General features: G+C 61.0%; 20 protein-coding genes and 1 tRNA gene. 9 read left to right on the forward strand and 12 right to left on the reverse strand.

What is annotated here, in order from left to right:
• Positions 1–44: 44 nt before the first annotated feature.
• A complete protein-coding gene (tgt, locus tag ACVI9W_RS08080; protein WP_167335154.1) occupies positions 45–1,160 on the reverse strand; it encodes a tRNA guanosine(34) transglycosylase Tgt in 1,116 nt (371 codons plus the stop codon).
• 14 nt (positions 1,161–1,174) lie between these two features.
• On the reverse strand, positions 1,175–2,224 hold the full coding sequence (queA, locus tag ACVI9W_RS08085; RefSeq protein ID WP_461529699.1) for a tRNA preQ1(34) S-adenosylmethionine ribosyltransferase-isomerase QueA: 1,050 nt from the start codon (positions 2,222–2,224) through the stop codon (positions 1,175–1,177).
• A gap of 108 nt (positions 2,225–2,332) precedes the next feature.
• On the opposite strand from queA, the gene ACVI9W_RS08090 reads away from it, so the two are divergent.
• Positions 2,333–2,417 (forward strand) — tRNA-Leu (locus tag ACVI9W_RS08090).
• A gap of 213 nt (positions 2,418–2,630) precedes the next feature.
• Here ACVI9W_RS08090 and ACVI9W_RS08095 read toward each other — a convergent pair.
• On the reverse strand, positions 2,631–2,822 hold the full coding sequence (locus ACVI9W_RS08095; protein ID WP_075226586.1) for a DUF4223 family protein: 192 nt from the start codon (positions 2,820–2,822) through the stop codon (positions 2,631–2,633).
• 362 nt (positions 2,823–3,184) lie between these two features.
• Here ACVI9W_RS08095 and gabP point away from each other — a divergent pair, with 362 nt between their 5' ends.
• Positions 3,185–4,594: a GABA permease gene (gabP, locus tag ACVI9W_RS08100; RefSeq protein WP_461529700.1), complete on the forward strand. Its 1,410-nt coding sequence runs from the start codon at positions 3,185–3,187 to the stop codon at positions 4,592–4,594.
• 2 nt (positions 4,595–4,596) lie between these two features.
• On the opposite strand, the gene ACVI9W_RS08105 is transcribed toward gabP, so the two are convergent.
• Genes ACVI9W_RS08105 through ACVI9W_RS08120 form a run of 4 tightly spaced genes read right to left on the reverse strand, consistent with a single transcriptional unit; the run spans position 4,597 to position 8,833 of the window.
• A complete protein-coding gene (locus ACVI9W_RS08105; RefSeq protein WP_461529701.1) occupies positions 4,597–5,721 on the reverse strand; it encodes an agmatine deiminase family protein in 1,125 nt (374 codons plus the stop codon).
• A 41-nt stretch (positions 5,722–5,762) separates the two neighbouring features.
• On the reverse strand, positions 5,763–6,866 hold the full coding sequence (locus tag ACVI9W_RS08110) for an extracellular solute-binding protein (RefSeq protein ID WP_461529702.1): 1,104 nt from the start codon (positions 6,864–6,866) through the stop codon (positions 5,763–5,765).
• A gap of 1 nt (position 6,867) precedes the next feature.
• Complete coding sequence (gene aguB, locus ACVI9W_RS08115) at positions 6,868–7,776, reverse strand: N-carbamoylputrescine amidase (protein WP_461529703.1); 909 nt, start codon at positions 7,774–7,776, stop codon at positions 6,868–6,870.
• 4 nt (positions 7,777–7,780) lie between these two features.
• Positions 7,781–8,833 (reverse strand): agmatine deiminase family protein, encoded by a 1,053-nt coding sequence (locus ACVI9W_RS08120; protein WP_461529704.1) that lies wholly within the window; start codon positions 8,831–8,833, stop codon positions 7,781–7,783.
• A 132-nt stretch (positions 8,834–8,965) separates the two neighbouring features.
• On the opposite strand from ACVI9W_RS08120, the gene ACVI9W_RS08125 reads away from it, so the two are divergent.
• The 3 genes from ACVI9W_RS08125 to ACVI9W_RS08135 all read left to right on the forward strand — a co-directional run bounded on the left by ACVI9W_RS08125 (position 8,966) and on the right by ACVI9W_RS08135 (position 10,757).
• Positions 8,966–9,826, forward strand: coding sequence for a LysR substrate-binding domain-containing protein (locus ACVI9W_RS08125; RefSeq protein WP_461529705.1), 861 nt, complete (start codon positions 8,966–8,968; stop codon positions 9,824–9,826).
• A gap of 347 nt (positions 9,827–10,173) precedes the next feature.
• Positions 10,174–10,410, forward strand: coding sequence for a hypothetical protein (locus tag ACVI9W_RS08130; RefSeq protein ID WP_461529706.1), 237 nt, complete (start codon positions 10,174–10,176; stop codon positions 10,408–10,410).
• Positions 10,411–10,532: 122 nt separating this feature from the next.
• Positions 10,533–10,757 (forward strand): DUF3077 domain-containing protein, encoded by a 225-nt coding sequence (locus ACVI9W_RS08135; RefSeq protein WP_157194095.1) that lies wholly within the window; start codon positions 10,533–10,535, stop codon positions 10,755–10,757.
• 6 nt (positions 10,758–10,763) lie between these two features.
• Here the strand turns inward: ACVI9W_RS08135 and ACVI9W_RS08140 are convergent, their stop codons facing one another.
• Positions 10,764–11,975, reverse strand: coding sequence for a YeeE/YedE family protein (locus ACVI9W_RS08140; RefSeq protein ID WP_461529707.1), 1,212 nt, complete (start codon positions 11,973–11,975; stop codon positions 10,764–10,766).
• A 101-nt stretch (positions 11,976–12,076) separates the two neighbouring features.
• Between ACVI9W_RS08140 and ACVI9W_RS08145 the strand changes: the two genes are divergently transcribed.
• From ACVI9W_RS08145 to ACVI9W_RS08160, 4 genes are all read left to right on the forward strand, one after another.
• Positions 12,077–12,553, forward strand: a complete 477-nt coding sequence (locus tag ACVI9W_RS08145; protein ID WP_461529708.1) for a GNAT family N-acetyltransferase — start codon at positions 12,077–12,079, stop codon at positions 12,551–12,553.
• Between the two features lie 100 nt (positions 12,554–12,653).
• Entirely contained in the window at positions 12,654–13,163 is a 510-nt protein-coding gene (locus ACVI9W_RS08150; RefSeq protein ID WP_157194101.1) for a sigma-70 family RNA polymerase sigma factor, read from the forward strand.
• 5 nt (positions 13,164–13,168) lie between these two features.
• Positions 13,169–14,161, forward strand: a complete 993-nt coding sequence (locus ACVI9W_RS08155) for a FecR domain-containing protein (protein ID WP_461529709.1) — start codon at positions 13,169–13,171, stop codon at positions 14,159–14,161.
• A 116-nt stretch (positions 14,162–14,277) separates the two neighbouring features.
• Positions 14,278–16,827: a TonB-dependent siderophore receptor gene (locus tag ACVI9W_RS08160; RefSeq protein WP_461529710.1), complete on the forward strand. Its 2,550-nt coding sequence runs from the start codon at positions 14,278–14,280 to the stop codon at positions 16,825–16,827.
• On the opposite strand, the gene phnE is transcribed toward ACVI9W_RS08160, so the two are convergent.
• Genes phnE through ACVI9W_RS08180 form a run of 4 tightly spaced genes read right to left on the reverse strand, consistent with a single transcriptional unit; the run spans position 16,828 to position 20,058 of the window.
• Positions 16,828–17,595, reverse strand: a complete 768-nt coding sequence (phnE, locus tag ACVI9W_RS08165) for a phosphonate ABC transporter, permease protein PhnE (protein ID WP_461529711.1) — start codon at positions 17,593–17,595, stop codon at positions 16,828–16,830. It abuts the gene before it with no gap.
• Positions 17,592–18,419 (reverse strand): PhnE/PtxC family ABC transporter permease, encoded by an 828-nt coding sequence (locus tag ACVI9W_RS08170; RefSeq protein WP_461529712.1) that lies wholly within the window; start codon positions 18,417–18,419, stop codon positions 17,592–17,594. Before ACVI9W_RS08170 ends, phnE begins: the two co-directional genes overlap by 4 nt.
• A complete protein-coding gene (locus ACVI9W_RS08175) occupies positions 18,413–19,207 on the reverse strand; it encodes a phosphonate ABC transporter ATP-binding protein (RefSeq protein WP_157194109.1) in 795 nt (264 codons plus the stop codon). Before ACVI9W_RS08175 ends, ACVI9W_RS08170 begins: the two co-directional genes overlap by 7 nt.
• Positions 19,204–20,058 (reverse strand): putative selenate ABC transporter substrate-binding protein, encoded by an 855-nt coding sequence (locus tag ACVI9W_RS08180; RefSeq protein ID WP_038614546.1) that lies wholly within the window; start codon positions 20,056–20,058, stop codon positions 19,204–19,206. The genes ACVI9W_RS08175 and ACVI9W_RS08180 overlap by 4 nt, the downstream gene beginning before the upstream one ends.
• Between the last annotated feature and the right edge of the window lie 54 nt (positions 20,059–20,112).

The raw sequence follows: 20,112 nt of genomic DNA on the forward strand, positions 1-20,112 counted from the left end.
AGCACTCCAGTTGCAATCAGTACTTGTTAGGGATCGACAGAACATCAGTCCAAGGGCGGCACAGGCAGCCCGCGCTTGGCGTAAAAGGCATCGACAAAGGCGGCCAATGTACCTTGTTGAATAGCCTCGCGTAAACCAGCCATCAAACGCTGGTAATGGCGCAAGTTATGGATCGTATTCAACATACTGCCCAACATTTCGCCGCACTTATCCAGGTGGTGCAGATAAGCACGGGAGAAGTTCTGGCAGGTGTAGCAGTCACAGGTCGGATCCAGAGGCGAATCATCATGGCGATGGAACGCGTTACGGATTTTCAGCACGCCGGTATCGATAAACAGGTGGCCGTTGCGCGCGTTGCGCGTGGGCATCACGCAATCGAACATGTCGACGCCGCGGCGCACACCCTCAACGAGATCCTCCGGCTTGCCTACCCCCATAAGGTAACGAGGTTTGTCAGCCGGCATCTGGCCTGGCAGGTAATCCAGCACCTTGATCATTTCGTGCTTGGGCTCGCCCACCGACAGGCCGCCAATGGCCAGGCCGTCGAAGCCGATCTTGTCCAGGCCTTCGAGCGAACGCATGCGCAGGTCTTGGTGCATACCACCCTGGACGATACCGAACAGTGCCGCGGTGTTGTCACCGTGGGCGTTCTTCGAACGCTGGGCCCAGCGCAGCGACAGCTCCATGGAGATACGCGCGACGTCTTCGTCGGCCGGGTACGGGGTGCATTCGTCGAAGATCATCACCACGTCGGAGCCCAGGTCACGCTGGACCTGCATCGACTCTTCCGGGCCCATGAACACCTTGGAGCCATCGACTGGCGAGGCGAAGGTCACGCCTTCTTCCTTGATCTTGCGCATGGCACCCAGGCTGAACACCTGGAAGCCGCCGGAGTCGGTGAGGATCGGGCCCTGCCACTTCATGAAGTCGTGCAGGTCGCCGTGGGCCTTGATCACCTCGGTACCCGGGCGCAGCCACAGGTGGAAGGTGTTACCGAGGATCATCTGCGCGCCGATGGCCTCGATGTCGCGCGGCAACATGCCCTTGACCGTGCCATAGGTACCCACCGGCATGAACGCCGGGGTTTCCACCACACCACGGGGGAACGTCAGGCGGCCGCGACGGGCTTTGCCGTCGGTGGCCAGCAGTTCGAAGGACATACGACAGGTGCGACTCATGCTTGATCCTCGGGGCCGCGCGGCGCCGGATTGCGGGTGATGAACATGGCATCACCGTAACTGAAGAAGCGGTACCCGTTTTCGACCGCCGCCGCATAGGCAGCCATGGTCTCGGGGTAACCGGCGAAGGCCGAAACCAGCATCAACAGCGTGGATTCAGGCAAATGGAAGTTGGTGACCAGGGCATCGACCACATGGAATGGCCGGCCCGGGTAGATAAAGATGTCGGTGTCGCCACTGAACGCCTTGAGCACGCCATCGCGGGCAGCGCTTTCCAGCGAACGCACGCTGGTGGTACCCACGGCAATCACCCGCCCGCCACGCGCACGGCAGGCAGCCACGGCGTCGACCACGTCCTGGCCGACCTCCAGCCACTCTTTATGCATGTGGTGGTCTTCGATGCGCTCGACCCGCACCGGCTGAAAGGTGCCAGCGCCGACGTGCAGGGTGACAAAGGCGGTTTCCACACCTTTGGCGGCGATCTTGGCCATCAACTCTTCATCGAAATGCAGCCCGGCTGTCGGTGCGGCTACAGCCCCGGCGCGCTCGGCATACACCGTCTGGTAGCGCTCGCGGTCGGCGCCTTCGTCCGGACGGTCAATATAAGGAGGCAACGGCATGTGCCCGACGCGGTCGAGCAGCGGCAGTACTTCTTCGGCAAAGCGCAGCTCGAACAGTGTGTCGTGACGGGCAACCATCTCGGCCTCGCCACCACCGTCGATGAGAATCTGCGTGCCCGGCTTGGGCGACTTGCTCGAACGCACATGCGCCAGTACCCGATGGCTGTCGAGCACGCGCTCAACGAGGATTTCCAGCTTGCCGCCGCTGGCTTTCTGGCCAAACAGACGCGCCGGAATCACCCGGGTATTGTTGAACACCATCAGATCGCCCGGACGCAGATGCTCGAGCAGATCGGTGAACTGGCGATGAGCCAGTGCCCCGCTCGGCCCGTCCAGGGTCAATAGCCGGCTGCTGTGGCGCTGCGCCAGCGGATGGCGAGCGATCAGGGAATCAGGGAGCTCAAAGGAAAAATCAGCGACGCGCATGATGGTGTTCGGTTTGACAGGGCCGCAAAGTTTAGCCGAAAAGACGAAAATTGACCATGAAACCTGATTGACCAACGGTAGGCACCTCTCTATACTTCGCCGCCACAAGCCCTGATGGCGGAATTGGTAGACGCGGCGGATTCAAAATCCGTTTTCGAAAGGAGTGGGAGTTCGAGTCTCCCTCGGGGCACCAAACGCATGAAAAAGCCGACTGAAAAGTCGGCTTTTTTGTGGGCGCTATTCCGGTGGGAGCGGGCTTGCCCCGCGATTGCTGTATGCCTGTCACATCGCATCGCGGGGCAAGCCCGTTCCCACCTGGAAAACAGAAAACAAAAACCCCCTGCTACATCCGTAACAGGGGGCTTTGGATTAAACCTTGAATGGATTAATCAGTGCAGCGCTAAAATTACTGCTGTTGTGGCAGCTTGTCGATTGGACCGCAACCGCCAATAATTTTAGAAACGGAAACCGAAGGGTGGAACAGGTAGTCGTACGAGCAGTTCTTTGGCTGGTTGTAGACTTGACCAGTGCAACCCGAGAGCAGTGCTACGCCCGAAACTACAGCTACAGCTACCGATGCTTTCAACAGCTTTTTCATACAAAGTCCTTTAAATTATGAAGCACCGCCTTAATGGCGGAAGCGCGATTATACGGAAAACAGGTAGAACTCTCCAGTCGGCTGCAGCGCTCGCTTGCAGGCCATCTTGAACGATAAAAAGTCTTCGCCCCGATGGCGCAATCGGACTCAATCACGGCGCAATCGACAAACACGCCGATCAATACTCCTGGGTAATGTGGCCTGGCCTTTTTTAGCCGTGCGTTCGTCGTGATGACTGATCGACTAGAACAACTTGTGCGTTTCAGCTATGCAACTTCAAAGGTGTTCGAAGGGGAAGGAGTGATGTTCACCTAACGGTCAGTCAGTACATCCCAAGATCAAACACAAAGAGAATAAGCATAATGATCAGCTTGGGCTCCGAAGATTCGAAAGGTCAGTTGGCGCAGGGGTTCAAGCCGCGCCATGTCACCATGCTTTCCATTGCCGGCATTATCGGTGCCGGGCTGTTCGTCGGCTCCGGGCACGCCATTGCCGCCGCCGGGCCCGCAGCGATACTGGCCTATTTCCTGTCCGGCATCCTGGTCATTCTGGTGATGCGTATGCTCGGCGAGATGGCCGTCGCCAACCCCGATACCGGCTCGTTCTCCACCTATGCCGACCAGGCCATCGGGCCTTGGGCGGGCTTTACCATCGGCTGGATGTACTGGTGGTTCTGGGTGCTGGTCATTCCCATCGAAGCACTGGCCGCCGGGCATGTATTGAACACCTGGTTCCCCCAGGTCGAATCCTGGCTGTTTGCCCTGCTGTCGATCATCGCCCTGGCGGCAACCAACCTGTTCAGCGTGGCCAAGTACGGCGAGTTCGAATTCTGGTTCGCGATGTTCAAAGTGCTGGCGATCATCGCCTTCATCAGCCTCGGCGCCGCGGTGCTGATGGGCTGGGTGCCGGATCGGGAAGTCAGCGGCTTTAGCCGTCTGCTGGATGAGCATGGCGGCTTCGCCCCCAATGGCATGTCTGCAGTGGTCGGCGCCTTCATCACCGTCATGTTCAGTTTTATCGGCATTGAAGCGGTGACCATTGCCGCCGCCGAATCGCAAAGCCCGGCGAAGAACATCGCCAAGGCGACCCGCTCGGTGATCTGGCGGATCGGCGTGTTCTACCTGCTGTCGATTTCGGTGATCATTTCCATCGTGCCCTGGAACGACCCGCAGCTGGCATCGGTAGGCTCCTACCAGCGCGCGCTGGAGCTGATGAACATTCCCCACGCCAAATTCATGATGGATGTGGTGGTGCTGGTGGCTGTGGCCAGTTGCATGAATTCATCAATCTACATTGCTTCGCGCATGCTCTATTCGCTGGGCAAGCGCGGCGAGGCGCCACGGCAGGTGAAGGTCACCTCGAAGGTCGGCGTACCGAGGACGGCGGTTATCGCCAGCACCGTACTGGGAGCGATCATCACCGTGGTCAGCTACTTCGCTCCGGCCGGGCTGTTCCAGTTCCTGCTGGCCAGTTCCGGCGCCATCGCCTTGCTGGTGTACCTGGTGATCGCCATCTCGCAGTTGCGCATGCGCCGGAGGCTGCAACAGCAAAAGACCCAGCTCAACTTCCATATGTGGCTGTTCCCGTGGCTGACCTACGCCGTCATCGCTTTTATCGTCGCAGCGCTCGGGGTCATGCTGATAACGCCGGAGCACCGCTCCGAGGTGACCTCGACCATCGGCCTGGCGCTGGTCATTTCCTTGCTTGGCATCGTGCTGACGCGCCAGCACGGGCAACCGGCGCGGTCAGCTCAACAGCTGGGTAAAACCTGAGTTCAGACCAGCGGCAGCTGGTGGGTCACGCAGTGGATACCACCCCCACCCGCAGCAATGGCATCGATATTGAGCTGTACCACCTCACGGTCCGGGTACAGCTCCGTCAGCAGGTCGAAGGCTTTGGTATCAGCGGCTTTGTCGCCAAACTGCGGAGCAATCACCGCGCCGTTGATGACGAAGTAGTTGATGTAGCCCGCGGCAAAGTCCGGGTTGTTCTTGCTGAACTTGCTGTTGCGCGGCTTCAGCGGTGGCGACACGATATGCACCTTGAGCTTACGGCCATCGGCGTCTGTCGCATTGCTGAGTATTTTCAGATGCGCCTTGGTGACCTCGTGATCGTAGGAATCGGGATCGGTATCGAGGTTGGCGATGATCACCCCAGGTTCAACAAAGCGCGCATAGAAATCGACATGCGCATCGGTGATGTCCTTGCCCTTGATACCCGGCAGCCAGATGATCTTGCGCAGTCCCAGGCGCGCCTTCAGCTCTTCTTCAACTTCAGCCTTGCTCCAGTCGGGATTGCGGTTGGCATTGATCCAGCAACTTTCGGTCATGATCGCGGTGCCGTGACCATCCACTTCAATGCCGCCGCCCTCGCCTACCAGTTCGCTGCGCAGGTAAGTCGCTTCAGCATCGTCAGCCAACAATCGCGCGACACGGGCATCATATTTATGCTGCTGCTTGTTGCCCCAGCCATTGAAGTTGAAATCGACCGCGCCCAAGTCGCCCTGCTCGGTAATCACGAAGTTGGCACCGATGTCGCGCATCCAGATGTCATCCAGTTCGGTGGTGACAAAAGTGGTGTTCTTGCTGCCGCACAGTTCTTCCGCCAGATCGCGCTCGCTGGCACGGCACAGCACAGTGACCGGCTGGTAGCGGGCGATGGTGCTGGCGATCAGGCCGATGGTTTCCTGCACGTCGGCGGTGAAGTCTTCCCAGATGGCCTCCTGCGCGCCAAAAGAGACGAAGGCGCACTGCTGCTTGTCGCCCTCGTCAGGCATGAACCATTGTTTGCCGCCGGCCGCCAGCGACCGCGGGACACTCAGACCAAAACCCATGGAGGCGACCAGCCCCAAGCCTGCGGTCGCTGAAACCTGTTTAATGAACTCACGACGCGTTGGCATCTGTTTGACTCTCTTTCAATTCGTTTACGTGCGCCGTGCAATCAACTGCCCGGGGCGGTCTTGAACTTGGTCCACACGCGCATCCGCGCACGCATGTCGGACTGCGGAATATCCTTGCCGGTAACCAGGCGCTCGAAGGTGGCTTCTGGCGGGTAGATATCCGGGTTGTTGCGCATCTGTGGATCGACATCCGGACGCGCCTTGGCATTCGAGGTCGGGTATCCGGTGAAATTGCTGATGGCCGCCATGTTCTCCGGGCGCATGACGAAGTTGATGAAGGTATAGGCGTACTCCGGGTGTTTGGCATCCACCGGAATGGCCATGTTGTCCATCCACACCGTGGTGCCCTCCTTGGGGATACGGTACTGGAAGCTGACTTTCTTGCTGGCTGAGTCCGCCGTGCGCTGGGCCTGGGTCATGTCGCCGCTGTAACCGAGCGACAGGCACAGGTTGCCGTTGACCAGATCAGTCACCGGTTGCGACTGGAACTTGCGGATGTACGGCCGAATCTTCAGCAACAGTTCGCTGGCGGCAGCCAGGTCTTCGCGCTTGGCGCTGCGCGGGTCGCGGCCCAGGTAGTTGAGGACCACGGCCAGCACTTCGTCCGGTGAATCGATCATCGAGATCCCGCAGTCGGCGAACCTGGCGGCGAGCTCTGGTTTGAACAGCAGGTCCAGGCTCTCCACCGGCGCATCCGCCATACGCTGGCGGATCTGTTCGTCGTTGTAGGTCAGGCCGATGGTGCCCCAGGTGTAGGGCACCGTGGCTTTGCTGGCGTGCGGGTAATGAGTGCGCAGCTTCTGCAAACCCGGCTCGACATCGGCCAGCGCCTCAAGCTTCGCAGGGTCCAGCGCCTGCAGACTGCCGGCACGTATCAGGCGTTCGGCTACCGTGTCGCCGGGGAAGATCAGGTCGTAGCCACTGCCGCCGGTCATCAGCTTGGCTTCCAGCACTTCACTGCCATCCATGACGTCGTAGATCACCTTGATCCCGGTTTCGGCAGTGAACCTCGACAGCGTGTCCTCGGCAAAGTAATCCGCCCAGTTGTACAGACGCAGGGTCTTGTCCTCGGCCTGCGCCGTGTTCAGGGTGGTCCCCAGCACCAGGCCGAGGGTGAGCAGCAAATGCTTGTGGCTGATGTTCATGTCACACCCCTTGAGTCTTCCAGCATGCATTGACTTGACGGCCATCGAGCCCGAGCAGCGCGGCGTACATTTCCGGACGACGGTCGCGGTAGATGCCCCAGGTCAGGCGCTCCTCGCGCATCGCAGCCAGGTCCAGCTGCTGGACCAGAACGCCAGGCGTGCTGCGGTCGGCCTCGACCAGCATTTTGCCTTTGTGGTTGCTGATGAAGGACGAGCCGTAGAAGGTCATCTGCAATTCGGGATCGGTAGTTGCTGCCTCAAGCCCCACGCGGTTGGCGGCCACGACGGGCAGGATGTTTGCCGCCGCGTGACCGCGCATCGCCATCTGCCAGTGGTCACGTGAATCCAGCTCGGCCGCACCCGGCTCGGAGCCGATAGCGGTCGGGAACAGCAGCACCTCGGCGCCCATCAGCGCCAGGCAGCGTGCGGTCTCGGGGAACCACTGGTCCCAGCAGATACCCACACCCAGGCGCCCGAAGGCCGTATCCCAAACGCGGAAGCCGGTATCGCCAGGGCTGAAGTACTCCTTCTCCTGATAGCCGATGGCGTTGGGGATGTGAGTCTTGCGATACACCCCCAACAGTCGGCCATCGGCATCGGCCACACTCAGCGAGTTGAAGTAGGCGTTGCCGGCCTTCTCGAACCAGCTCAACGGCAATACCACACCCAACTCCCGCGCCAGCGCGGCGAAGCGTTTGAGTACCTGGCTGTGTTGGTACTCCTCGGCCAGTGCCAAATGTTTGTGATGCTGCTCGATGCAAAAGTACGGTGTGGCAAACAGCTCCTGCAGCAGGATCACCTGGGCCCCTTGAGCGGCCGCTTCGCGTACCAGCTGCTCGGCCCGATCAAGGTTGTGCTGCAGGTTCCAGGTGCACGGCATCTGCGTGCTGGCGACGGTCAGTAGCGTCATGGCATCACCCCTTCACTGGCCAGGCGGGCTGCTGTTGGGTGATGCAATGCACACCGCCGCCGCCGTGGGCCAGGTTGTTGATCTGCACCGGCACCACTTCGCGGCCCGGGAACGCCTTGGCCAATACGTCTGCAGCTACCTGGTCGGCCTCAATGCCATAGGCCGGCATGATGATCGCGCCATTGGCGATGTAGAAGTTGGTGTAGGAGGCGCAGAACACCTCGGCATCGACATCCACCGCCTCGCTGGCTTCATACAGTTCAAGCATTTCGAAGCGTCGGCCTTGAGCATCGGTGGCCAGCTCCAGCGCCCGACGGTTCTCTCGCGCAACCTTGGCATACACCGAGTTCTGGTCATGGGTCGCATCGACCAGCAAGACGCCGGGGCGGGCAAAGGCGCAGACGCCATCGACGTGGCCATCGGTCATATCGCCGGTGACATAATCCGGATCACCTGGCAGCCAGATGGTTTTCTTCACGCCGAGAAAACGGGTGAAAATTTCCTCGATCTCGGCCTTGGTCATTCCCGGATTACGGTTGGGATTGAGCAACACCGACTCGGTGGTGATCAGGGTGCCCTCGCCGTCAACATGAATAGCCCCACCTTCGTTGCTCAAGGCAGTACCAAAGCAGTCCAGACCGAGCTGGTTGAGCACGCGCCGCGCCAGGCTTTCGTCCAGATCATGCGCCGACTTGCCGCCCCAGGCATTGAAGCGCCAGCTGACCCCGGCCAGCCCTTGTTGCGGGTGGCAGATAAAGCTCGGGCCGGAGTCGCGGCACCAGCTGTCGTTGACCGCCAGTTCGATCAGCTCGATGTTCGCTCCGCACAGATCGCTGGCACTGGCTCGGGCTGAAGGATCCACCACCATCTTGACCGGTTCGAAGCGGGCAATGGCATTGGCAACACGGGCAAAATCCACCTGAACCTGCTCCAGAGTCACGCCCCAGCCAGACTCCCACAACGCCTGGTTGTGCGGCCAGACCATCCAGGTCGCTGCATGGTTTACCCACTCTGCGGGCATGAACCAACCACTGCTCAGATCGCCATTGCGCTGCATGCTTCTCACCTTTCAGTTAAGGGATATTTATTACTGAAAACCGCTGCTGCGGTGATGAACACAATGCTATGGCTTCATAATTGCGCGAACAAACGATAGATTTAGCCGACAACTGATTAGTAGAGCTTATCAATGCTAAAGCACTGGCCTCCCTTGAATGCCCTGCGCGGCTTTGAAGCCGCCGCACGCCTGGGCAGCTTTCACAAAGCCGCCGAAGAGCTGCACCTGACCCAGTCTGCGATCAGCCAGCAGATCCGCAGCCTGGAGACTTTCCTCGAGCAGCCGCTGTTCTTTCGCAACGGCCGCAGCGTCAGCCTGACCGATGCCGGTTACGACCTGCAAAGCACCACCCAGGCGATGCTGCAGCAGTTGTCGGTTGGCATCCGGCGCCTGGAGCAGTACCGCAAACCCAATCAGCTGGTGGTCAACACCACCCCGGCGTTCGCCCGGCACTGGTTGTTGCCGCGCCTTGGGGATTTTCATCGTCAGCATCCGGAAGTGGATCTGTGGTTGTTCACCAGCTTCGATCCGCCGGACATGGCCACGCAAACAATCGACCTGAGCCTGCGCGACGACCTCAGCGCCCAGGCCGAGTGCAGTCACCAGACCCTGTTTCGCGACCGTCTGTATCCGGCCTGCCATCCTGATTTGCTCAAGTTGCCCGCAGCACAGCGCACCACCTTGCATGGCGAACGGGAAATGGACTGGAGTCATTGGGTGGTTGAGGGCGGTGAGGATGTAGGCCAGCGCAGCAACGGCTTGAACTTCTCCGACCCTGGGTTGCTGCTCGATGCGGCGTGTGCTGGTCATGGCATTGCACTGGTCAGTCAGTTGCTTGCCACGCAGGCGTGTACGCAGGGGCTGTTACAGCCGTTGTGTGCGCAAACGGTACGTGGGCCTGATTGGAGTTGCCTGATACATCGGGACAGTGAGAAGAGCCCGTTGACGCGGAGTTTCAGTACTTGGTTGCAGGCAAGTCTGGCGGTTGACTGACTTCGGGTGACAAAGACTTTTCTTACAATGTCACAGCAGAAAACATTGCTGGGCGCAGCCATTTCGCCATTTCGTGTAGTCCATTTCCCAAGCATAATCCCCGGGCACTTCAGCTGTTGCGCCTGCCTCGGTAGCTGCCTAGTCTTGGCCGGTCGTTGCTAATTCAACGACCGGTTTTGACAGACCGTCCTTACTTAGGCGCGACAACTGCCGTTATGGCAGCTGTACGTGGGGCACACTCGTGTGCGCCGGGTTCCTAAGTCCCTGGTCTGTCAACCCGCGTACAGCTGCCACCCATTCGTTTGACAGCGGTAGGTGGTAGCTCCATAGAGACTTAGGAGTTGACCATGCTGAAAATCGTCCCCGATCCCCCGCTTCTTCCCACCGAATCCCCTTATTGCCTTGAAGACGCCCTGGTCTATGCCTCCGAGCATCTGACCTGTGCCCTGGCGGTGAGCCAACAAGCAGTATTGCTGCACCCTGATCCGCACGGGCAAGCGCTGATGCGCGCTGCGGTGCACGAGATGGAGACGGCACGCAGCCGTGTTGAGCAGGCGCTGGCCTGCGTTCAGATGCATAACTGATTGCGAGCGCTTCGCGCTCGATCGCAGGCTTCGCCAGCTCCCACAGGGTCCGAGTGCACCCTGAACACTGTGGGAGCTGGCGAAGCCGGCGATGGGCGCGACCCTCAGTTCGAGGTTCACTCATGAACAATGCAACTACCGGCGCGGTAACCTTCGCCAATTACCAGCTGTTTCGCGTCAACCCGGGAATTTCCTCCGAGCACGCACTTAACCAGGCTTCCATGCTCATGGCCTGCGTAAACAAGTTGACCTTACTGGGGGAAACAGAGGAAGACGCGACCCTGGTGTGGGCCGCGCATTTTCTAGGCGAGATGGCCAAGGCGATTATCGATGATGTGAACCTGTAGCCATTATCAGCAACCACTCAAGGTAGCCGGGCGACGCTCACCCTCAAAGAAGAACGGACGAATGCGCACACCAATCACGTTGCCGGCATACGCCGCGATCAGCCAAAGCCAGCCATGCACACTGCCTGAGGCGATGCCGCTGAAGTACGCGCCAATATTGCAGCCATAAGCCAGGCGCGAACCGTAGCCCAGCAGCAGGCCGCCAATCACCGCCGCTACCAGCGAGCGCGTGGGGATGTTCAGGTTCGGTGCAAAACGACCAGCCAGACCGGCAGCCAGGAGCGCACCGAGAACGATGCCGATATCCATCACCGTGGTCACATCCTCCCACAGCGGCGAAGCCAGTGCCTTGGCATTGGCCGGCACCTGCCAGAACGCCCAGCTGCCGACATCCACTCCCAGGCCGCCAAGGGTTTTCGCGCCCCACAAGGCGAACGCCGAAGTAATCCCCCACGGACGCCCGGCCAGCGCCAGGGTCAGGTAGTTGAGCAGCGCCAAGGCCACCGCGCCCCACAGCAGCGGCCACGGCCCCCGCAGAAAACGGCGCAGCCCTTGGTGCTCACTGTGTGGCGCAGCTTCGAGCAGACCATGGCGGCGTCTTTCCAGCACTACCGTTACCCAGGCAATCAAGGCAAACACCACCAGGCTCACGAGCAAAGCGGGCATCAGTCCAAACGTCTGAACAATCGAAGTCGCCGGGAACGAAGGCAGCGAGAACCACCAATCAACGTGATGGGTGGCGGTTACCGAACCGATGATGAAAAACAGCAGGGTTACCAGCATCCGCGCATTGCCGCCGCCAACCGTGAACAACGTGCCGGAAGCGCAGCCACCGCCCATCTGCATGCCGATGCCGAAAATGAACGCACCGAACACCACCGAAACCCCGGCTGGCGCCACCAGCCCTTTGACCGGCTGGCCGAACAAGGTCCCGGCATCCAGCGCCGGGAAGAACAGCAGCACGGCGAGGGTCAGCATCACCATCTGCGCCCGTAGCCCCGCGCCGCGGCGTTCGTTGATGAACACGCGCCAGGCTGAAGTGAAACCAAAAGCGGCGTGGTACAGGGTCAGACCCAGGGCAGCACCGACGACCAACAGCAGCATTTGATTGCTGCCGACATTGGCATTGAGGAACACCGCGCCAATCAACAGCAGTGCCAGGGCGAACAACGGCGCACCGAGGCGGCGTTCAGGCACGGTGGGAACAGAAAGACTCATGACAGTATCCGCGTGGCGATTTTACAGGCTGCGATTGTACCTGCGCAGGCCGCCAGGCAGTGTAGGATTCCGTCACCCTCCTCCTTGAGCGAGCCACTTTTATGCAGCTGACCCATCGCCCCGTCCAGGCCACGGACATCGCCACTATCTGCTGTTTCCCCCAAGGCCCGGACGAGCTGTTCTACATGTTCCCCAAAGCCCAGTACCCGCTGACGCCAGCACAACTGAGCGATGCCATCGCGCAACGCGAGGGCTCGACGGTGGTCGAGGGCGACGGCACGCTGCTGGCCTTTGCCAACTTCTACAAGGCCGAGCACAGCGGTGTCTGCGCCCTCGGCAATGTGGTGGTAGCCCCGGCTGCACGCGGCCATGGTGTGGCGCGGTATCTGGTGCAGAGCATGATCGAGCTGGCCCGTCAGCAGTTCGATGCCCGTGAAGTCTGGGTGTCCTGCTTCAACAGCAATACCGCCGGGTTGTTGCTTTATCCACAGCTGGGTTTCGCCCCCTTCGCCATCGAGGAGCGCCAGGGGCCGGGCAATACGCGGGTAGCCTTGGTGCAGATGAAGCAAGTGCTGTAGCGGATCGATGACGCCCTCTGCATTCAACGATTGCATCCGCCCTCCAGCCTCCAGTAGCATTGAGAACAATTATCAATAACATACTGGCGCTTGCACGTTCATGGATACGCCCAAGTCTTTGCAACGGGATGTCGAACACCTCTATCTCGAATACAACGGCTGGTTGCGCAACTGGTTGCGCAAGCGTTTGAGCGAAAGCGCCGATGCCGACGACCTGGCCCAGGACACCTTTGTGCGGGTGATGCGCTCGCGCCAGCCACTCAACGAATTGCGTCAGCCCCTGGCGTATCTGGCGACCATTGCCAATGGCCTGCTGGTCAATCGCTGGCGGCGCCAGGCGGTGGAACGGGCGTATACCGAAGCATTGGCGGCGCAACCGGAAGCGGTGGCGCTGTCGGCCGAAGATCATTACCTGTTGATCGAAACCCTGGTGGAGATCGATGCCCTGCTGCATGGCCTGGCGCCCAGGGCGCGAGAGATTTTCCTGCTCTCGCAGCTCGATGGCCTGACCTACAAGCAGATCGCCGCGCACATGGGGCTGAGCATCGATCAGGTGCAAAAGTCCATGAGCAAGGCCTTCGCCTTGTGTTACGCCAGCCAGTACGAGTGAGCGCCATGTCCGCCCAGGCACCTCACGACCGCCCCATTGCCCCTGGCATCCGCGACCAGGCTATTGCCTGGTTCACCCTGGCGCAATCCGGCGACATCAGCCCTCAGGAGCATCAGCAACTGCAACAGTGGCGCCAGGCAGATCCGGAGCACGAGCGGGCCTGGCAGCGGCTGGCAGGCATTCCCCGGCAGTTGCAGCAACGCGCCGCGCAACTGAACAATCCGGTAGCCCGCAATGCCTTGCAGCACACCCGGACCCTCGATGCCAACCGCCGCCAGCTGCTCAAGGCCTTTGTCGGCATCGGTCTGTTCGGCGCCAGCGCCTGGCAGGCCCGCGACAGCCTGTGGCTGCAAGGGGCGTTGGCGGACTATCACACGGGGACCGGCGAGCGCCGTCACCACACCCTGGGCGATGGCACTCAGGTCTGGCTCAACACTCGCACCGCGCTGGATGTGCGCTACAGCGCCGGCGAACGCCTGCTGGTTCTGCATCAAGGCGAAATCGACATCCTCAGCGGCCAGGATGCCGCCGGCAGGCCGTTGTTGGTACACACCGCCGAGGCACTTCTACGTCCGCTGGGCACCCGCTTCAACGTGCGCAGCGAACCCAACGGCCACGGTACCCTGCTGTCGGTGAGCAGCGGTCAGGTAGCAGCCAAGCCGTTTACCGGGGGGATCGAGCAGGTTATCCCCAGCGGCCAGCAGACCCGTATCGATCAATACGGCATAGCGGCGCCGCAACCCATGGAGCAGAGCACTACCGCCTGGATCGACGGCTTCATCGTTGCCCAGCGCATGCGCCTGGGCAGCTTCATCGCCGAGCTGTCGCGCTATCACGTCGGGGTCTTGCGCTGCGACCCGGCCGTTGCCGATCTGTACCTGACCGGGTCCTTCCCGCTGAACAACATTGAACAAATCTTCGCGCTACTGGAAAAGAGTCTGCCGGTGCGTCTGCAACGGCGCACACAGTACTGGATCACGGTGATCGCTCGGGTGTGAAAAAGCCTGTGGAAAAAAAGTTCGCGTAAAGCGGCAGGTTTCTCATTCTCGTTTGGCTTTAGAGGAAATCCCGCCAATTGCCTGCGGGCCCACTCCTCCGATCACGGATATCCGTCATGCTTTTGCGTCCTCACCCGCTGGCCCGTGCCATCGCCACCACCCGTGCCTCCCGGCTTAGTCTGGCCCTGATCGGCGGGCTCAGCCTGAGTCATCTGCTCGTTCCCAGTGCCCAGGCCAGCGAGGTGCAACAGCGCACCACAGTAAACTTCAACATTGCCCCTGGCCCCCTTGACCAGGTGCTTGGCCAGTTCGGGCGCCAGGCCGGCATCGCCCTGTCCACCGATGCCCGGCTGACTGCCGGTAAATCCAGTGCCGGACTCAGCGGCCAGTACGAGGTGGCCGCTGGCCTGGCACACATCCTCGCCAACAGCGGCTACCGCGCCGAACAACAAGCTGACGGCAGCTACCTGCTGGTACCACACGCCAGCGCCAGTACTGGCACAGCACTGGAACTGAGTGCGACCACCATCCAAGGCCAGGGCATGGGTGAGGCCACCGAGAACTCCGGGTCGTACACCACCGGCTTGACCAGTGTCGGCTCCAAGACCCCGACCAGTATCAAAGACACTCCGCAATCGGTGTCGGTGATCAGCCAGCAGGCTATCGAAGACCTGCGCATGACCAACCTGTCCGACGCCATGAAGCGCACCCCCGGCATCACCGTAAAAAACGGTAACTTCCGCCTGCCCAAGTTCGCCTCTCGCGGGTTCGGTATCGACAACATCCAGATCGACGGCGCCGCGCCCATGGACATCGGCTCCGGTATCGGCACCTTCTATGGCGACAAGATCTACGACCTGGCCGAGTTCGACCACGTCGAAGTGCTGCGCGGCTCGTCCGGCCTGCTTGGCGGCACGGGTGATCCGGGAGGCATCATCAACCTGGTGCGCAAGCGCCCACTGGATCAATACCAGCTCAAGCTCAACACCTCCGCCGGCTCGTGGGATAACTACCGCAGCGAAGTGGATGTCACCGGCCCGCTCGCATTCGACGGTAAGTTACGTGGACGGATGGTCGCCGCCTACAGCGACCGTCAGTACTTCATGGATAACCGCAGCACCGAGAAGCCCCTGATCTACGGAATACTCGAAGCGGACCTGACCGAGGCCACCATGATCACTCTGGGTGGTAGTTACGAGAAAACCCACGAGAACGGTACTGGCGATGGTTTGCCGCGCTACAGCAGTGGTGGCGACGTCAAGCTACCGCGTCACAGCTGGTATACCACCAACCAGTCCTACATGGACGGCTACGCCAAAGAACTGTTCGCCAAGATCGATCACCGCTTCAACGACGACTGGAAACTCAACACTTCCTACACCTACTCCTACGACACCTCGGACACCGAAGGCATCATCCCTTATGGTTCGGTTGATGAAACCACCAACACCGGTCCCTACTGGTGGGGTAGCTATGTGTCGTCGTGGAGCAAGCAGTCGGTGTTCGACGTCAACCTCTCGGGCACCTTCGAAGCCATGGGGCGTCAGCATGAACTGCTGGTCGGCGCCGACTACCAGAAGGTCACCAGCCGCTGGCGCGCCGCCAGAGGCATGGTCGGTAAAGGCGGCCTGATCGATCTGTGGGACCCGCAATCGACGCCACTGAGCTCGAACGAGTCCGACCATGATTACTGGCGCGACTACAGCCCCAACACTCGCGAGCAATATGGCCTGTACTCGACGTTGCGCCTGCAGATCAGCGACCCGCTGAAACTGATCATCGGTGCCCGCGCCCAGCGCTACAAATACGAGCAGGCCTACCAGACCAAGACGGATGATGTGTGGAAATATGAATCGGAAATCAGCCATCGCGAACCGACCAAACTGGTGCCTTACGGTGGCCTGATCTACGCCTTGAATGATCAATGGTCGGCCTACGCCAGCTACGCCGAAGTGTTCAAACCCCAGGCGCAAAAACTCAAGGGCCCTGAGGGCAACAGCTCGGCGGTCGAAGCCATGACCGGCAAAACCTACGAAACCGGCCTCAAAGGCGAATTGTTCGGCGGCGCGCTGAACCTGACCACTGCGGTGTTCTACACCGAGCGCGAGAACGAAGCGGTCACCGATCCGTCTTACCCACAGGCACCTTTCAGCTACAGCGGCTCATGCTGCTTTATCGGCCAGGGCAAGGTCATCAGCAAAGGTATCGATATCGAAGCCACCGGCGAAGTGTTGCCGGGCCTTGAAGTGATCGCCGGCTACACCCTCAACCTGATGGACAATCAAAGCGAACAGAGCGACTACACCAGCATCACCCCCAAGCACCTGTTCAAGCTCTGGTCGGTGTACACCCTGCCCAACGACTGGTCGGCCTGGCGGGTCGGTGGCGGGGTGAACATCCAGAGCAGCAATTTCGTCAAAGGCACCGCCTACGATTTCGATAGCGGTGGCAACGTGACCAACGAGAAGCCCTTTGACTTCACCCAGGGTGGTTATGCCGTTTACGACGCCATGCTCGAGTACAAGGTCGACGAGCACTGGAGCCTCGCCCTCAATGGCAACAACCTGTTCGACCGCCGCTACTACGCCACAGTCGGCACCTCGGAGTACGGCAACTACTACGGTGAACCACGCAACTACATGCTGACCTTGCGCGGCGCGTTCTGATCAGGCTCTGACAAAGCGTTGCCTGAGCAGGTCGCTCAAGGCATCCACCAGCAGCACCAGCACCAGCATGGCGATAATCACCGTGCTGGCCTGGGCTTCCTGAAACAGGCTCAAGGTGGTGTAGAGCATCTGCCCCAGACCACCGGCGCCGACAAAGCCGAGTACGCTGGCCATGCGGATGTTGTTTTCCCAGCGGTACAGGCTGTAAGCCAGTAACTGCGGCCAGAGGTTGGGCAAGGTACCGAAACAGAACGCCGCCACCTGGCTGCCGCCCTGCAGGCGGATGGCCGCAGCCGGCTCTGGCGGGGTATTTTCCAGTGCTTCGGCAAACAGCCGGCCAAGCACGCCAGTTGTATGCAGCGCCAACGCCAGGGTGCCGGCATTCGGCCCCAGGCCCGCCGCCAGCACAGTCAGCGCCGCCCATACCAATTCCGGTATTGCCCGCAGGGCATTGAGCAACAAACGCGCAGCACCTTGCAGCGGCCAACCGAAACGCCCAGCCGCCGGCAAGGCAATCAACAGCCCGAGCATCACCGCGAGCAGCGTGCCCAGGCCAGACATGGCCAGGGTCTCCAGGGCGCCCTTGCCCACCGCACGCAAATGTTCAGGGCTCAGGTCAGGGCTGAGAAAACGCGCTGCATAGGCGCCCATCTGCCCTAGCCCACCGTTACCGAACAGCGCCTGCAAGTCGAGGCTCAGGTAGGCAAACGACCCTGCCACCGCCGCCAGCAAGGCGAGGATCAGCGCGGCATTGATCAGCCGTCTCATGCCAGCCTCCCGCGCAACAGCCGGCTCAGTTGATCGGCCAGCCACACCAGCAGCAGGAAGGCCAGCAACATGCTCGCCACCTCGGCACCGGCGAACATGCGCAGCGACAAATCGATCTGCTGCCCCAGCCCGCCGGCACCGACAAAACCCATCACCACCGATGCGCGGATCGCACATTCCCAGCGATAGACCGTATAGGACACCAGCTCCGCCGCCGCATCCGGCAGGATGCCGTAGAAGAAGGCGCTCAGACGACTGCTGCCGGCCTGCAACAGCGCGTGCGCGGGACGCTGGTTGATTGATTCGAAGATCTCGGCGTACACCTTGCCGAGCATGCCGCTGTAGGTGATGGCGATGGCCAGCACCCCGGCAGTCGGGCCCAGACCTACGGCACGAACGAACAGCAGCGCCCAGACGATTTCCGGCACGCTGCGCAAGAAGATCAGCAGCCCACGTACCGGCAGACGCAAGGTACGCGACCAGAACCCTAGGCGCCCCGCACGCGAGGCGGCGCCCAGCGACAGCGCCCGGCTGGCGAGCAGGCTGGCCGGTATCGCCAGCAACAGGGCCAGGGTCATGCCTGCGGTGGCCATCGCCAGGGTTTGTAAAATCGCTTCCCATAACAGGGCGAGAAACTCGGGATCATGCGCAGGCGGCCAGAAGCCGCTGACGAAATTGCCCATCTGGCGACGGTTTTCAGCCTCCAGCAGCACACCGGGATTGAGCTCGCTCACGTGGATGCCGGGCCACAGCAAGGCAATCGCCAGCAGGGTCAGCAGCAGCCTCGGCAGGGCTGCCGGGTCGCGTTTGTCAGCCGTCAGCATCGTGGAATCTGCAGGTTCAGCGTCGGCAGCGGCACCTGTGGCGAGCCCAGGTGCTCGTTGGCATACAGCGCATCGAGCATGTCGGCGGAAACCTCAGAGGCCGGACGATCGAATGCCACCTGCCCTTCGCGGATACCGATCACCCGCGGAAAATGCGCCAGCGCCAGGTCCACTGCATGCAGGCTGGCGACCAGGGTAATACCGCGTTCGCTGGCATGCTGGTTGAGGGTTTTCAGGCTGTGCTCGGCCAGCACCGGGTCCATGGCCGAGACCGGCTCGTCGGCGAGCAGGATTTCCGGCTGCTGGTACAAGGCCCGGGCGATGCCGACCCGCTGCAATTGCCCGCCAGACAGCTGCCCGCACTGGGCGAAGAGCTTGTCGGCCATGCCCAGCCTGGACAACACGGCGCGCACGCCGGGTACATCGGAGGGATGCAACAGATTGAGCAGACCGCGCAAGGTGCTCCACTGTCCCAGGCGCCCGGCCAGCACCGCAGTCACCACCCGCTGCCGGGGTGGCAGCGGCGGTGCCTGGTGGATCAGCCCGATTCGCGCGCGCAGACGCTGGCGCGCTCGCGCCGACAACCGCCACGGCGCCTCACCGAGCAGCTCGACGCTGCCGCTGGTAGGTGCCAGGGCGCTGGCGATCAGCTGCAGCAAGCTGGACTTGCCGGCGCCCGAAGGGCCGATGATCGCCACCCGTTCGCCAACCTCTACGCGCAGATCGATCGCCTGCAATGCCTGAACCTGACCATGACGCAGACTCGTAGCGTTAAGCTGGATCGTCACTTGAGCAACTCAGCAGCCCGGGCGGCCTCCTCGATGCCCTTGTAGTTGTCCGGGCTGGTTTCGATGAAGCGGCTGGCGGCTTGCAGATCAAGAATTGCTTTATCGGCCGGGTTGGCTGGATCAAGGCTCAGGAAAGCCTGCTTGATCTTCTCTTTCAGCGCAGGATCGAGGCTGCCACGCACGGTCCAGTTGTAGTCGTAGTAGCTCGGGGTGGTGGCGAACACCTTGACCTTGCTGGTGTCGACCTTGCCCGAAGCCACCAGTTTGTCCCAGACACTGGCGTTGAGCACACCGGCATCGACCTTGCCGGCCTGGACCCAGGCGGCGGTGGCGTCGTGGGCACCGGAATAGGCAACCCGGCTGAAGTAGCTCTCCGGCTTGATGTTGTCATCCTTGAGCATGAAGTAGCGCGGCATCAGGCTGCCGGAGGTGGAGGAAATCGAACCGAAGGCAAAGGTCTTGCCCTTGAGGTCAGCCAGGCTCTTGATCTCGGGGTTGGCGGTGATGAATTTGCTGGTGAATTTGGCATCCTGCTCACGCTGCACCAGTGGCGTTGCGGTCGGGCTCTTCAGGTGCACTTGAACAAAGGTGAAACCGCCCAGCCAGGCCATGTCCAGACGATCAGTGGCCAGCGCCTCGACCACTGCCGGGTAGTCGGCGACCGGCACGAACTCGACCTTCATGCCCAGCTTCTGCTCCAGGTATTCGCCCAGTGGCTTGAACTTGCGCAGCAGCTCGGTTGGCGCCTCGTCAGGGATGGCGCTGACCTTCAGGGTATCGGCCGCCTGGGCCAGGAGGGATGAGCAAGACAGCACGAGGCCGGCGAACAGCGCCAGGGGACGTTTGAGCATGAGGGATTCTCCGGTTCAATAGCGGGGAAAGAGCCAACATCAGGCTGGCTCCAG

The organism is Pseudomonas sp. 210_17 TE3656 (assembly GCF_054821965.1).